Origin of the sequence: Nocardia sp. NPDC059240 (genome assembly GCF_042753865.1) — a bacterium.
Lineage (GTDB): Bacteria > Actinomycetota > Actinomycetes > Mycobacteriales > Mycobacteriaceae > Nocardia.
The window spans coordinates 688,910-705,692 of record NZ_JBHZAC010000004.1; the positions used below are offsets into that span (position 1 = coordinate 688,910).

Consider the following 16,783-nt stretch of genomic DNA (forward strand, 5'->3'; position numbering starts at 1 on the left):
AGGAGTTTCACCGATGGCTGACGACGACGAACTGCGCCGGTACCTCAAGAAGACGGCGAAGGAGCTGTACGACACCAAGCAGCGGTTGCGCACGCTCACCGATCGCCTGCACGAACCGATCGCCATTGTCGGTATGGCGTGCCGGTACCCGGGCGGGGTGCGCTCCCCCGAGCAGCTGTGGCAGCTGACCGCCGACGGCGTCGACGCCATCGGCGGCTATCCGACCGATCGCGGCTGGGACCTCGCGCGGCTGTTCGACCCGAACCCCGACGCGGCGGGCACCATCTACACGCGCGACGGCGGATTCCTCGACGACATCGGCGATTTCGACGCCGCCTTCTTCGGCATCGGTCCGCGCGAGGCGGCGGCCATGGATCCGCAGCAGCGGCTCATGCTGGAGGCCGCCTGGGAGGCCCTCGAGGACGCCGGGATCGACCCGATATCGCTGCGCGGCAGTGAAACCGGTGTCTTCGCGGGTGTCATCCATCAGCACTACGGTCCGCGCATCGGTTCGGCCACCATCGGTGCGGAGACCGAAGGCCATGCCTACCTGGGTGTTTCGAACAGCGTCCTGGCCGGGCGCATCGCCTACACCTTCGGGTTCACCGGCCCGGCGATCGCGGTCGACACCGCGTGTTCGTCATCGCTGGTGGCGATCCATCTCGCCTGCCAGGCATTGCGTTCCGGCGATACGGACGTGGCGCTGGCCGGTGGCGTCACCGTGATGTCGGACCCGTCGCTGTTGATCGCCTTCGCCCGGCAGCGGGCCCTGTCCGGCGACGCCCGGTGCAAGGCGTTCGCGGCCGCCGCCGATGGCACCGGCTTCTCCGAGGGACTCGGAATGCTGGTGCTGGAACGACTCTCGGACGCCCAGCGCGCGGGCCACCAGGTGCTGGCGGTCATTCGCGGCAGCGCGGTCAATCAGGACGGTGCGAGCAACGGTCTCACCGCGCCCAACGGCCCGTCGCAGGAGCGGGTCATCGTCCAGGCGCTGGCCAATGCCGGATTGGATCCCGCCGACGTCGACGCGGTCGAGGCACACGGAACCGGCACGATGCTCGGCGATCCGATCGAGGCGCAGGCGCTGATCGGCGTCTACGGCGCGGGTCGCCAGGGTGAGCCGTTGCGGCTGGGCTCGCTGAAATCCAATATCGGTCACACCTCGGCCGCCGCGGGCGTGGGCGGCGTGATCAAGATGGTGCAGGCCATGCGTCACAGTGTGCTGCCGAAGACGCTGCACGTGGATGAGCCGACGCCGCACGTGGATTGGTCCGCCGATACCGTCCGGCTGCTGCAGGACAGTCACCCGTGGCCGCAGGGGGAACGGGTGCGCCGGGCGGGCGTGTCCTCCTTCGGTGCCAGCGGCACCAATGCGCACCTCATTCTCGAGGAAGCTCCGGCCCCGATGGAGATCGAGGCCGAGTCCGTTGCCGCGCCGCGTGTTTCGGCCGACAGTGTCGCGCTCGTGGTCTCGGCCAAATCCGACGCCGCCGTTCGGGCGCAAGCGGATCGGCTGCGGCACTGGCTGACCGAGCGTCCCGAGGTGAATGTGCACGAGGTGGCGCGGGCCTTGGTGAGCTCGCGGGCGTTGCTCGAGTGGCGCGGCGCGGTCACCGGGCGCGACCGGGCCGAAGTGCTGGCCGGTTTGGCGTCTCTGGCCGCGGATGCGCCGGTGGCGAAGGCTGATTCCGGTGCCACCGCATTCCTGTTCACCGGGCAGGGCGCGCAGCGCGCCGGGATGGGCGCTGACCTCTACCGCGCCTACCCGGCCTTCGCCACCGCACTGGACGAGGCGTGCGCGGTGTTCGATCGGGTGCTCGGACGGTCGCTGCGGGAGGTGATGTTCACCGATTCCGAGGGCTTGCTGGACCGCACCGAATGGACCCAGCCCGCGCTGTTCGCCTTCGAGGTGGCGCTGTTCCGGCTGCTGGAATCCTTCGGCGTCACACCGGATGTGCTGGCCGGCCACTCCATCGGCGAGCTGGCGGCGGCACATGTCGCCGGGGTGCTGTCGCTGCCGCACGCCTGCGCGCTGGTCGCGGCCCGCGGCCGCCTGATGGGCGCACTGCCCGAGGGCGGCGCGATGCTGGCCGTGGCCGTCGACGCGACGCACGCGTCCGAAATCATTGCGGCAGTGTCTGATCGCGTCTCGATCGCCGCGGAGAACGGTCCCACCTCGACGGTCGTGTCCGGCGATGCCGACGCGATCGAGGGCCTCGAGCGCGAACTCATCGCCGCGGGCGTCCGGGCCAAGCGCCTACGGGTGAGCCATGCCTTCCACTCGGCTCTGATGGAGCCGATGCTCGACAAGTTCCGCGTGGTCGCAAGGAAACTCACCTACAACGCCCCCACTCTGCCGATCGTCTCGACCGTGACCGGAGAGTCGGCCGGGGCTTCCGTGACCGATCCCGAGTACTGGGTTCAGCAGGTCCGCGTCGGCGTGCGCTTCGCGCCCGCGATCGACACCCTGCGCGCCGACGGGGTCACCCGCTTCATCGAGGTCGGGCCCGACGCGGTACTGACCGCCATGACCCGCGAATGCCTGGGTGAGAACACCGATCTCCCGGCTCCCCCGGCCACGGTGGCCCTGGCGCGACGGTCCGCCGAGGAAGTCGGGCAGTTCGTCGCGGCGTTGGCGCAGATCCAGGTCACCGGCGCGCGCGTCGACTGGCGCTCGACCTTCGCCGAGCGGGGTGCGGCACCGATCACCCTGCCCAAGTACGCTTTTCAGCGTCGCCGCTACTGGCTGAACCAAGACCACGGGGTGGCCGCGGACCTGTCGGATCATCCGATCCTCACCGGCGTGCTCGGATTGGCGGGTTCGGACGAGTGGCTGTTCACCGGCCGACTATCCGTGGCGACGCATCCGTGGATCGCCGACCACCGGTCGTACGGCACGATGGTCCTGCCGAGCGCCACACTGATCGAGTTCCTGCTCGTCGCCGGTGGCCGAATCGGTTGCCAGGCAGTCGAAGAGCTCACCCTGCAAGCACCGATTGTGCCCGCCGACGGCGATGAGATCGAACTTCAGGTACTGGTGCAGGCCCCCGATGCCACCGGGCATCGGTCGTTCGAATTCCATTTCCGCACATCGACTTCCGATGAATGGATCCACAACGCGACGGGATCGCTCGCCACGACCGCCGGGCCCGAACCGGAAGTGCTCTCCCGGCTGCGCGCCGAATCATGGCCGCCCGCCGACACCCAGCACCTCGACAGTGCCGGGCTACCCGCGCAGATCGCCTCGGACGCCGGGCTCGAATACGGTCCGGCGTTCCTCGGCGTACAGCAGGTGTGGGAGCGCGACGACGCCGTCTTCTCCGAAATCGCCCTCAACTCGGATCTCGGCACGGCCGCAACACATTCGGTGCGCCATACCCTGCATCCCGCGCTGCTCGACATGGTCATGCATGCCGCCTTCTCGCGGCTGATCTGGCGTGACGGCAACCCCGATCCGAACACCGGCAAACTGCTTTTCCGCTGGGCCGGGGCGCGATTCCACCATGCCTCGACCACCGCGCCCGTCGACGTGACCGCCCTGCGGGTCATCGCGGTCACCCAGGGGCCGGAGGCCGTGGCAGTCGCGGCCGTCGACCCGGACGGCAATCCCGTCGTCTCGGTGGACGCCGTGGTGATGCGGCCCTACGACGTCAAGGAATTCCGCAGTGGGCTGTCGGCCGACGCCGCCGCGCTCTACGAGGTGCGTTGGGAGGAGGTCTCCGATCTCGCCGCCGCTGAACTCCCGCAGGCCGAGGTCATCCGTGTCGGTTCGTCCTCGGCCACAACGGATTCCGGTGGGCCACAGGAGGTACGGGAGTGGGTGCTCTCGACCTTGGCGCACCTGCGCTCGTGGCTCACGCAGCAACGACCGGCCGACTCCCGGCTTGTAGTGGTGACCGCGGGCGGGGCCGGTCTCCCCGGGGAAACCCCCGATCCCGCAACGGCCGCGGTGTGGGGGCTGCTGCGTAGCGCGCAGTCGGAGCATCCCGATCGATTCGTACTGATCGACGAGGACCCCACCGAACCCGCGAACCCCGATCGGATCGACGCCGCACTGGCCGCGCGCGCACCACAGGTCGCGCTGCGTGCGGACCGGATGCTGGTGCCCCGGCTCCGGCGCGCCGACGAACTGACCGGTGCTGCAGGGGGATCCGTCGCCACTGCGGCGACCTTCGACGGAGCCACGGTACTGATCACCGGTGGCACCGGCGGCCTCGGTTCGCTGTTCGCTCGGCATCTGGTAGCCGACTACGGTGTGCGCGAACTGGTTCTGACCTCGCGCAGTGGCCCTGATGCGGTGGGAGCCGCCGAGCTGGTAGCGGAATTGGCCGGGCTGGGGGCGCGGGCGCGGGTGGTCGCGTGCGATGTCGCCGATCGCGAGGCGGTGCGCGCCTTGCTCGACGACATCGGGTCCGATACTCCGATTGCGGTGGTGCACACCGCCGGTGTGCTCGACGACGGAACCGTCTCCGCACTGACCGACGCGCAGATCGACCGCGTATTCGCGCCGAAGGTCGACGGCGCTTGGTATCTGGACGAATTGACCCGGGGCCGGGATGTCCGGGCCTTCGTGGTGTTCTCCTCGATCGCGGCCGTCCTCGGCACCTCGGGCCAAGCGAACTACGCCGCCGCCAATGCCGCACTCGACGCCCTGGCCCAGCGCCGCCGCGATGCGGGTCTGGCGGCGACCTCGCTGGCGTGGGGGCCGTGGAATCAGTCCAGCGGTATGACCGGCGTACTAGATCGTGGTGCGCTGGCGCGGTGGGAACGGCTGGGGTTGAGCCCACTCGCCGACGCCGAGGGTGTGCGCCTGTTCGACGAGGCCCTCGTGCACAGCTCGGCGCGACTGTCGCCGATCCGGTTCGATGCCGGTGCACTGCGCACCGCTGATGAGTCAGACCTACCCGAGGTCCTGCGCGGATTCCTCCCCCGCAAGACTCGTGCCGCCACGCCGACCACGGTCGCGGCGGCCGGGACGCTCGCTGCTCGCCTGGCCGAACTACCCGAGGCACGCCGCGGCGACCTGGTGCTGGAGACCGTGCTGTCCGCGGCTGCAGCGGTCCTGGGTCACGACTCCGCGGCCGACATCCGCCCGGATCAGCGTTTCGACGAGATCGGTTTCGATTCGCTCGGCGGCGTGGAGTTCCGCAACCGGCTGGGGAAGGCCACCGGTCTGCAACTGCCGTCGACGCTGGTGTTCGACTATCCGACTCCGGCGGCGGTGGCGAAGCTGGTGCTGGCCCGTGTCGAGCCGGCAGCAGGCGAACCCGTCAAGAAGGCGGTGCGCCGGGTCAAGGCCGATGAGCCGATCGCCATCGTCGGCATGGCCTGCCGGTTCCCCGGCGGTGTCGAATCACCCGATCAGCTCTGGGATCTCGTTGCCGCCGGAATCGACGCGACCGGCGACTTTCCGACCGACCGGGGCTGGGATCTGGAGCGACTGTTCGACGCGGATCCGGACAAGCCCGGGACCGTCTACGCGCGGCGCGCCGGATTCCTCGACAAGGCAGGTGATTTCGATCCCGGCTTCTTCGGGATCGGTCCCCGCGAGGCGTCGGCCATGGACCCGCAGCAGCGCCTGCTCCTCGAAACATCCTGGGAGGCACTGGAAGACGCCGGTATCGATCCGAACTGGTTGCGGGGCACCGATACCGGTGTGTTCGTCGGGGCGGGCGCATCCGGCTACGTCGACCTGGTGGGCGGCGATCTGGAGGGCTATCGGCTCACCGGCACCACGAGCAGCGTGATGTCGGGGCGGGTGGCCTACGCGCTGGGGTTGGAGGGTCCCACGCTCACCGTGGACACCGCCTGCTCCTCCTCGCTGGTCTCGCTGCACCTGGCCGCTCAAGCGCTGCGCAATGGCGAGAGCTCCCTCGCGCTGGCGAGCGGCGTGACGGTCGCGGCCAGCCCGTATCTGTCCGTCGATTTCGCGCGGCAGCGCGGACTCTCGCCGGACGGCCGGTGCAAGGCGTTCTCCGCGGCGGCCGACGGCGTCGCCTTCTCCGAGGGCGCCGGGGTGCTGGTGCTCGAGCGGCTCTCCGACGCGAAACGCCTGGGGCACACCATTCTCGCCCTGGTGCGCGGCACGGCCATCAACTCCGACGGCGCGAGCAACGGCCTGACCGCGCCGAACGGCCCGTCCCAGGAACGCGTGATCACCGCGGCGCTGGCGAATGCCGGGCTGTCGCCGTCGGATATCGACGCGGTCGAAGCGCACGGCACCGGCACCACGCTGGGTGATCCGATCGAGGCGCAGGCGCTGATGGCGGTCTACGGTCGCGACCGCGCACGGAACCCGCTGCGGATCGGCTCGCTCAAGTCGAATATCGGCCACACCGTCGCCGCCGCGGGCGTCGGCGGCGTGATCAAGATGGTGCAGGCGCTGCGGCACGAAACCCTGCCCAGGACACTGCATGTCGACGAGCCGAGCCCGCACGTGGACTGGACCGCCGCCGACGTCGCACTGCTGACCGAGGCGCACCCGTGGCCCGCCGGTGACCGGCCGCGGCGCGCCGGGGTGTCGTCGTTCGGTGTCAGCGGCACCAACGCGCACGCCATCCTCGAAGAGGCGCCCCGCACCCTCGTTCCGACGCAAACCGTTGCGCAGCAGCTCGGTACGGTGCCCTGGCTGCTGTCGGCCAAGAACGACACCGCACTGCGGGCGCAGGTGGCGAAACTCCAGCGGTGGCTGATCGAGCACCCCGACACCGATCCGGCGCAGGTCGCGCACGCGCTCGCCACCACCCGCGCCCAGCACGAGGTGCGGGCGGCGGTGCTGGGCGCCGATCGCGACGAACTGCTCACCCGCCTGGCGCAATTGGCGGCCGGAACGGCTACTGCCGGAGTGGTTTCCGGCACCGTGGGTGCGGGGAAGACCGCCTTCCTCTGCACCGGCCAGGGCGCGCAGCGGGCCGGGATGGGCGCGGGACTCGCCGCGACCTTCCCCGTCTTCGCCGCCGCGCTGGACGAGGTGTGCGCGCAGTTCGATCCGCTGCTCGACATCTCCCTACGGGAGGTGATGTTCACCGGAGAGCTGATCGATCGCACCCGTTTCACCCAGCCCGCGTTGTTCGCGTTCGAGGTGGCGCTCTTCCGGCTGCTGGAGTCCTTCGGCGTGACACCCGATGTCCTGGTGGGACATTCGATCGGCGAGCTGACCGCGGCGTACCTGTCCGGCGTCTGGTCCCTGGCGGATGCCTGCGAGCTGGTCGCGGCCCGCGGCCGCCTGATGGACGCACTGCCCGAGGGCGGTGCCATGCTCGCGATCGCCGCACCCGAGGACGAAGTCGTCGCCGCGATCGCCGGGTACCGTGATCGGGTCTCGATCGCGGCGGTGAACGCGCCTGCGGCCGTGGTCATCTCCGGTGACGCCGACGCCGTCGACATCCTCGACGCGCGGTTCACCGAGCGGGGCCGCCGGACGAACCGGCTGCGGGTGTCACACGCCTTCCATTCGCACCTGATGGAGCCCATGCTGGGCGAGTTCGAGACCGTCGCCGCCGCGGTCACTTTCAACCCGCCGCGGATTGCCCTGGTATCCAATGTCTCCGGCGAGATGGCCGATGACGAGATCCTGAAGCCGAACTACTGGGTGGCGCAGGTGCGTGGCGCGGTGCGGTACGCACCCGGCGTGGAGACGCTGGTGGCCTCGGGCGTGCGCCGCTTCCTCGAAATCGGACCGGACGCTGTCCTGGCGACGATGACCCGGCAGACCCTGCCCGCCGATATCGAGGCCCGCGCGGTGGTCGCGGCGGCGGCTCGCCGCGACCGCGACGAGGTCGAGCAATTCGTGACCATGCTCGCCCACGCGCACACCGCCGGACTGGCCATCGACTGGAAGCCCCTGTTCGGCGACCGCCCGGCACCGCGAACAGCCTTGCCCACCTACGCCTTCCAACGCGAGCGCTACTGGCTCGAACCCGGCGTCGGCGGGATGCCCGGGGGATCCGCCGGCCGAGGTGCTGCCCAATCGTTCGGCCTCGTCACCACCGGACACCCACTGGTTCCCGCGGTGATCGCACAACCGGACACCGGCGGGGTCATCCTCACCGGCCGCCTGTCGGTCCAGACGCATCCCTGGCTGGCCGATCACGCCGTGCTGGGCACGGTGCTGTTCCCCGGAGCCGGTCTGGTCGAACTCGCCCTGCGGGCCGGCGACCGGGTGGGCCTTTCGACGCTGACGGACTTCGTCCTGCGGGCGCCACTGGTACTGCCGGAGGCCGGTGGGGTCGCGGTGCGCAGTGTCGTCGGTGCCGAGGACGAGACGGGCCAGCGCGTGGTGCGGGTCTACTCCTGCCCCGAAGGCGAGATCGACCCGGCAGCGTCGTGGACGTTGCATGCCGAGGGCACGCTCACCGCCGACCCCTCGGCGGCTTCGGAGGCTGCCGAACTCACCGCGTGGCCGCCGATCGGAGCGCAGCCGCTGCCGGTCGGCGGCGTGTATGACGAACTCCTCGCCGGTGGGTACGAGTACGGGCCCTCCTTCCAGGGTTTGCGAGCGGCATGGCGGCGCGGCGACGAAGTGTTCGCCGAGGTCGCGCTTGCCGACCCGCGGGAAGCCGCGAACTACGGTATCCATCCCGCACTGCTCGACTCCGCCCTGCATGCCCTGCTCATCGGCGACTCGGGGCCCGCTGACGGGGCCGGACCGGCGTTGCCGTTCGAATGGTCCGGGGTCACCGTGCACGCGGCGGGAGCCGACGCCTTGCGCGTTCGGGCGACCCGCATCGGCGACCATACGGTGAGTGTGGATCTCGCGGATCCGACCGGTGCGCCGGTGGCGACGGTGCGCCGACTGGCCGCCCGGCCGATCGATCCCGCGCAGCTCGCGGTGAGCGTAGCCACCGTCGATAACGCCCTGTACCGGGTCGAATGGACACCGATGTCGGTGTCCGACAGCGAGATACGCACCGTGTCGTGGGCGGATCTCGGTGACGAGGTTCCGGCCGCGGTGGTGCTGGATGGTCCGGAAGGGAATGATCCCGACGCTGTTCGTGCGGCGACTCACGCCGTGCTGCGGGTACTTCAGGCCTGGACCGCCGACAGTCGATCCATCGACTCCACGCTGGTGATTCGGACCAGCGGCGCGGTTTCCGTTGCCGGGGAGGATATTACGAATCTCGCCGGCGCCGCCATCGCCGGCCTGGTTCGCTCCGCCCAGGCGGAGAGCGCGGGTCGAATCGTCCTGGTGGACATGGATTCCGACGCCGCCGGGCCGTTGGGCGGCATTCTGGCTTCCGGGGAACCGCAGGTGGCCGTGCGCGGCGGGCAAGTGCACCGGGCGCGACTGGTCCGGGCGGCGACAACCGGGTCGGCCCCGAGCGTCGCTTTCGGTCCGGACGAGACCGTGCTGATCACCGGTGCCAGTGGATTCCTGGGCGGGTTGTTCGCCCGGCACCTTGTGCACACCCGCGGCGTCCGGCACCTGCTGCTGCTGAGCAGGCGTGGTGGATCGGCTCCCGGAGCCGCCGAGTTGGCGGCCGAGCTACGCGGTGGTGGCGCCGAAATCGACTTCGTCGCCTGCGATGTCGCCGACCGTGCCGCGCTCGACGAGGCACTGTCCGCCATCCCCGCGAACCGCCCCCTCACCGGTGTGTTCCACCTGGCCGGTGTGCTCGACGACGGCGCCATCACCTCGCTGACCCCGGGTCGGATGGATGCGGTGTTGCGGCCCAAGGTCGATGCGGCCCTGCACCTGCACGAGCTGACCGCCGAGCTGCCGCTGAAGGCGTTCGTGCTGTTCAGCTCGGTGGCCGGAGCGCTCGGCAATCCGGGGCAGGGCAACTATGCCGCGGCCAATGCCTGCCTGGACGCGGTGGCGGCGCACCGCCGGGCATCCGGGCGCCGCGGGCAGTCCCTGGCGTGGGGGCTGTGGAACAGCGACGGCGGCATGGGCGCGGAGCTCGGTGACGTCGACCGGCGGCGCGTGGCCCGTTCGGGGCTGCTGCCGCTGTCGGCGGAGCAGGGCTTGGCGCTGTTCGACGCCGCCGCCGAAATCGACACGGCGACAACCGTTCTCGCCCGGTTCGACCGGGCAGGACTGCGCGGCGCGGGGTTCGCGACAACCCTGCTGTCCGGGCTCGTCCCCGATCGCCGCGCAACCGCGTCGGGAGCATCGGACGCCCCGGCCGCACTGCGGGCTCGGATGGCCGACACTCCCGAGGGCGAACGCCTCGGTGTGCTCACCGGCTTCGTTCGGGACCATGTGGCTGCGGCGCTGGGGCATCGGAACGCGAATGCCATTGCGGCCGACCGGGCCTTCAACGAGCTGGGCTTCGATTCGATGACCGCCATCGAATTCCGTAACGCCCTCAAAACCGCTACGGGCCTGCCCTTGCCGGCGACCCTGGTATTCGACTACCCGTCACCGGAGATGCTGGCCGAATACCTGGCCGAAGAGTTCATCGGCCACCACCCCGACGCGTCCGCGGATCCGTCGGAAAACGAGATTCGCAGTGCGCTCCAAACGATTTCGCTCACCCAGCTCCGCGAAGCCGGTCTGCTGGAGGCACTGCTGCACCTCGCTCACGGGCAGCAAAACCCCAGCGAGATCGATGAGCACGGCACCGACGAATTCATCGACGAACTCGATATCGACGACTTGATCAATCTGGCTTACAACTCCGAGGACTGACAGCGATATGACCAATACCGAGAGCACCGCAAAACTCGCCGACGCGCTACGGGCCTCGCTGAAGGAAACCGATCGGCTGCGGGCGCGCAACCGGCAGCTCGACGCGGCCCGACGTGAGCCGATCGCGATCGTGGGAATGGCCTGCCGATACCCCGGCGGCGTCGAATCACCCGAAGACCTGTGGCAACTGGTGTCCGACGGCGTCGATGCCACCACCGATTTCCCCACCCACCGCGGCTGGGACATCGACCGCATCTACGACCCCACCGGCGAACAACCCAACCGCTCCCACACTCGATCCGGCGGATTTCTGCACACCGCAGGCGATTTCGACCCGACGTTCTTCGGTATCAGCCCGAATGAAGCGGCAACCATGGATCCGCAGCAGTTCCTCCTGCTCGAAACCTCGTGGGAGGCATTCGAACGCGCCGGAATCGCCCCGGCGACCCTGCGCGGCAGCGCAACCGGCGTGTGGATCGGCAAGATGTATCACGACTACCCCGGCGACGCGAACACGGGATCGCTGGCGTCGGGCCGGGTCTCCTACACCTTCGGCCTGCAGGGGCCGTCGGTCACCGTCGACACCGCATGTTCGTCATCGCTGGTAGCCATGCATTCGGCCGCCGCCGCGCTGCGCTCGGGCGAGTGCGACCTGGCCCTGGCGGGCGGCGTGACCGTGATGGCGGGTCCGGATACGTTCGTGGAGTTCAGTCGACAACGGGGACTGTCCATCGATGGACGCTGCAAGTCGTTCTCCGACAGCGCCGACGGCGTCGGCTGGGCGGAAGGCGCCGGTGTGCTGGTGCTGGAACGACTCTCGGACGCGCAACGCAACGGCCACCGAATTCTCGCCTTGGTGACCGGTTCGGCGGTGAACTCCGACGGCGCCTCGAATGGTCTGACCGCGCCCAACGGTCCGGCGCAGCGGCGCGTCATCGAGCAGGCCCTGACCAATGCCGGAATATCCGCCATCGACGTCGACGCGGTCGAAGGGCACGGCACCGGAACGACTTTGGGCGACCCGATCGAAGCACAGGCCTTGCTGGGCACCTATGGCCGGGATCGGGCGCCGGGGCGGCCGCTGTGGCTGGGTTCGCTGAAGTCGAACATCGGGCACGCACAGGCCGCCGCCGGTGTGGGTGGCGTGATCAAGATGGTCATGGCGATGCGCCACGGAACGCTGCCGCGCACCCTGCATGTGGATCGGCCGTCGACCAAGGTCGACTGGTCCGCGGGCGAGGTGCGGCTGCTGACCGAGCCGATGCCGTGGCCGTCGGCCGATCGTCCACGCCGCGCGGGGGTTTCGTCCTTCGGCATCAGCGGCACCAACGCGCACGTCATCCTCGAACAGGCTCCCGTCCTCGAACAGGCGCCCGCCGCCGCGACCACCCCGGCCGAGCCGGTCACCCCCTGGGTGCTGACCGCCGCCAATGCACGTGCACTCGGAGAGCAAGCGATTCGCTTGCGGACGCACGTCCGCGAAAACGACCTGGCGGCACAGGATGTCGGATACTCCCTCGCCGCCACCCGCGCCACGCTCGGCCATCGAGGGGTGGTCCTGGGTGCCGATCGCGACGAACTGCTGTCGGGTCTGGAGGCATTGGGCCGCGGAGACTCCGGACCCGGTGTGGTGTCGGGTCGCGCGGTGTCGGGCTCGACGGGATTCGTCTTCTCCGGTCAGGGCGCGCAGTGGGCCGGTATGGCCGGGCAGCTGCGTACGCATCCGGTTTTCGCGGAGACGTTCGACACGATCGTCGCGGAGCTGAATCCGGCACTCGATCAAACGATTTCGCTCGATGACGCGCTGAACGACACGGACCTGATCAACCGGACGGTCTTCGCGCAAGCCGGACTGTTCGCCTTCGAGGTCGCACTGTATCGCCTGCTCGAGGCGTGGGGACTGCGCCCCGACCTGGTGGCGGGTCACTCGATCGGCGAGATCGCCGCCGCGCATATCGCCGGAGTGCTGTCGCTGTCGGACGCCTGCACCTTGGTGGCCGCGCGCGGCCGGTTGATGCAGGCATTGCCCGCGGGCGGCGCGATGCTCGCGGTGGGAGCTCCGGAATCCGAGGTCGCACCGCTGCTCACCGATGGTGTGTCGATCGCCGCGGTGAACAGCCCCAGTTCGGTGGTGGCGTCCGGCGTCGACACCGAGATCGACGCGCTGGCCGAAGTATGCGCCGAGAAGGGTTGGCGGACCAGCCGTTTGCGGGTCTCGCATGCCTTCCATTCCGCGATGATGGAACCGATGCTGACGGAGTTCGCGTCGGTGGTCGAGGGATTGAGCTTCGGTCGACCCGCCATCCCGCTGGTATCGACCGTGACCGGCGCTCGGGTGACCGATGAGATGTCGGACCCGGCGTACTGGGTGCGTCAGGTCCGCGCCACGGTGCGGTTCGCCGACGCGGTGACCACGATGGCGGCCGCGGGTGTAGTGCGCTTCGCCGAGGTCGGACCGGACGCGGTCCTCACGCCGATGGTGGCCGGGACCGTCGACGACGGTCCTGGGGAAGCCACCGTCGCCGTCGCGCGCCGTGACGAGGCGTCGACCGCCACCGTGGCGGCCGCGGTAGCGAAGCTGTTCGTGTCGGGCGCCGAGGTGGACTGGCCCGCGTTCTATTCAGGTGCGCAACCGATCGACCTGCCCACCTATGCGTTTCAGCACGAGCGGTTCTGGCTCGATGCGAAGCGGTATCTGTCGACGACGTGGCTGGGCGCCGACGGCACCGGCGCCGCGGGCTTGGATCCGGTCGCCCACCCCTTGCTGGGAGCGGCTGTCCCGCAGCCCGATTCGGGCGGGATCAGTTTCGTCGGCCGCTGGTCACTGGACTCGGTCGAATGGTTGGCCGATCACAGCGTGCTCGGCACCACGCTGCTGCCGGGAACCGGTTTCGTCGAGCTGGCTACCCAGGTGGGCGGACTGATCGGTCACCCCGTGGTGGACGAGCTGATCCTGCAGGCGCCCTTGACGCTCCCGGCGCACGACGGAGTGACGGTACAGGTGGTGGTCGGCGCGGCGAATGATTCCGGCCGACGGCGCATCAGGATCCACTCGCGCCAGCCGGATGCCGTCACCTGGACATTGCACGCGGAGGGTGACCTCACCGCCGAGGACGTCCAGCCCGATTTCGACCTCGCGAGCTGGCCTCCGGCCGACGCCGAGACGATCGACGTCGCCGACGCGTACACCGAGATGCTCGATGCCGGTTACGGATACGGCCCCTATTTCCAGGGCCTGCGGGCAATGTGGCGACGCGGTAATCACGACGCCGATGGTCACGAGCTGTTCGCCGAGGTGGCCCTGCCGGACGCGGAGGCCGCCGCGGGATATGGACTGCACCCCGCATTGTTCGATGCGGCGATGCACGCGGTCATCGTGCATCGCATGCGCACCGGCGGCGTCGACGCGCCCGAACTACCGTTCAGTTGGCGCCGCATCGCACTGCATGCGGCCGGATGTAGTGCCGTCCGCGTGCGAATCCAGTTGCACGACAGCCGTTTCGCGCTCCAGCTGGCAGACGGCACCGGCAGCCCGGTGTTGTCGGTCGACTCGCTGGACACGCGACCGGTTTCCGCGGGCCAACTGCGTGCCGACAGCGTGGCCGATGCCTTGTTCACCGTGGAGTGGACCGCCCCGACGTCGGCCACCGGCTCGGTCGCCCCGGCGCGCACCGCGATCATCGGCGCACCGGGCGGCTATCCCGACCTCGCGGCGCTGGTCGACGACCTCGACACAGCCGGCGAATCCGCCGTCCCCGAACTCGTATTGCTCCATTGCGCCGATACCGGCGTCGCCTCCCCGCACGCCGCCCGCGAGGCATTGAACAGCGTGCTGGCCACGGTTCAACGGTGGTTGGCAGACCCTCGATTCACCGAATCCCGCCTGGTGATCCTGACCAGCAACGCGGTACGCACCAGCGAGTACGAGCAGCTGCGCCCGGCGCAAGCACCGGTCTGGGGCCTGGTGCGCGCGGCCCAGGCCGAACATCCGAACCGGTTGCAACTACTGGACCTCGAGGGTTCGGCCGACCACGATCCGGCCGCCGTCACCACTGCCGCCGCAGCCCTGGCGACCGAGCCGGAGGGCGCCCTGCGCGGCGCGAAACTCCTGGTGCCGCGGCTGGTTCCGCATCAACTCACCGAGGCGAACCGCGAGCCGGTCGAGCCATTGGACACCGGCACCGTGCTGATCACCGGCGGAACCGGCGGGCTGGGTGCACTGTTCGCACGGCACCTGGTCACCGAATACGGTGTGCGGCGACTGGTTTTGACGTCCAGGCGGGGGCCGCAAGCTCCCGGTGCCGACGAATTGTGCGCCCGGTTGACCGAACTCGGTGCGCAGGTGACTGTCGCCGCCTGCGACGTCTCCGATCGCGACGCACTGAAAGCACTACTCGACGAGATCGGGTCCGAGCACCCGCTGACGGGTGTCGTGCACGCTGCGGGCGTCGCCGACAACGGCCTGATCGAATCGATGACGAGCCGTCGCATCGATGCCGTCTTCGCGCCCAAGGCCGACGCCGCATGGCATCTGCACGAACTCACCGCTGACAAGCCGCTGTCGCTGTTCGTCCTGGTGTCCTCCGCCGGTGGTTTGGTGCTGGCCGCCGGGCAGGCCAACTACGCGGCGGCCAACGTGTACCTCGATGCCCTCGCCACCTACCGCCGGGCGGCCGGGTGGACGGCCACGTCGATCGATTACGGCCTGTGGGAACGATCGAGCGGTCTGGGCACGGAACTGTCGGAAGAAGACTTCGAACGGATGCGGCGACAAGGCTTTCCGGCGCTGTCCGAATCCGACGGACTGGCCCTGTTCGATGCCGCGGTGGCCTCCGGCGCCGCCCAGGTGGCCGCGCTGCCCGTCGACCGGGCCGTGCTCCGGACGCGGGGCGAACACGCACCCGCCCTGGTCCGCGGGCTGGTACCGCTGACGGCGCAGCGTGCGGTGACGTCACCGCTGCTGCAGCTGGCCGGTCTGTCGCCCGATGAGCAGCTTTCGCGACTGGTGGAGTTCGTGCGCCAGCAGGCTGCCGCGACGCTCGGCTACGTGGACGTCGAACTCATCGAGGTCGACAATGTGTTCGGCGAAATGGGATTCGACTCTGTCACCGCGATCGAATTCCGCAACTCACTGCGCGACGCTACGGGCGTGCAGTTGCACGGCACCCTCGTCTTCGACTATCCGACGCCTCATATTCTCGCGAAGCATCTCGCGGAAAGATTGGCGGGCAACGAATCCGCTCTTGCCACCGATGTCCGCACGGCCACCGAACGAGATCGGATGGAAGGCGTCGCCGACGACTCGCTGTATGGAATGTTCCGCACCGCGGTGGGGCGGGCGCAGTACACGATCGGCTTCTTGCTCCTGTACACGGCGGCACAGACGCGCGACCAATTCCACGCCGAGGACGAGCAGCCCATCAATCCGGAGATCATCCGATTGACCTCGGGCGCAGCCACGCCGCGCATCATCTGCATCAGCCCGCCGATGGCGGCGGGCGGTGTGCGCCAGTACGCCAGAATGGCGGCCAAACTGCGGACCGCCCGCGACGTGGTCGGCGTCGCACCGATCGGGTCCCACGCGGATCAGCCGCTGCCCGCCGACCACGCCGCCGCCACCACGGCCTTGATCCAGCCCATCCTCGATGCCGCCGAGGGTGAGCCGTTCATCCTGTTCGGTTTCTCCTCGGGCGGGGTGCTCGCCCACAACGTCGCCGAGCGAATGGAAGCTCTCGGCGGACCCGCACCGGTCGGAGTGGTGCTGGTGGACAGCTACCGGGCGGACGAGGCCGCGGGAACCGAGTGGATTCTCGGCCCGGTCGCCGAGAACATGGTGACCAACGAAGCGGCGTTCGATCGATTCGACCCCGCCAGATTGACCGCCATGGGTCAGTACACCCAGGTGCTCCGTGCCATCGCACCGGGCAAGATCACCGCGCCCGTCCTGTTCCTTCAATGCGCACAACGCATTCCCGGAGTCCCCGAGGACTTCCTGGAGTGGCAAGCCCAGCCGTGGAACGACAGCCATCACGTGGTCGAGGTGGACGCCCATCACTTCACGGTGCTGCAGGAGGGCTCAGGTCAGGTCGCCGCGGCGATGGACGAGTGGCTGGAAAGCCTGGAGTGACGATTCGGCCGGGAGGGCGATTC

General features: G+C 69.4%; 2 protein-coding genes. Both read left to right on the forward strand.

The window, feature by feature from the left end; translation table 11 throughout:
- Positions 1-13: 13 nt before the first annotated feature.
- The gene (locus tag ACFXHA_RS17900; protein ID WP_379357923.1) at positions 14-10,633 is read left to right on the forward strand and encodes an SDR family NAD(P)-dependent oxidoreductase; all 10,620 of its coding nucleotides are present in this window, start codon (positions 14-16) and stop codon (positions 10,631-10,633) included.
- A 7-nt stretch (positions 10,634-10,640) separates the two neighbouring features.
- A complete protein-coding gene (locus ACFXHA_RS17905; RefSeq protein WP_379357925.1) occupies positions 10,641-16,760 on the forward strand; it encodes a type I polyketide synthase in 6,120 nt (2,039 codons plus the stop codon).
- The last annotated feature ends 23 nt before the right edge of the window (positions 16,761-16,783 follow it).

Bases quoted from the DNA above. Each gene is read 5' to 3' on its own strand.
- ACFXHA_RS17900 (WP_379357923.1), top strand. From the start codon at position 14: ATGGCTGACGACGACGAACTGCGCCGGTACCTCAAGAAGACGGCGAAG.
- ACFXHA_RS17905 (WP_379357925.1), top strand. From the start codon at position 10,641: ATGACCAATACCGAGAGCACCGCAAAACTCGCCGACGCGCTACGGGCC.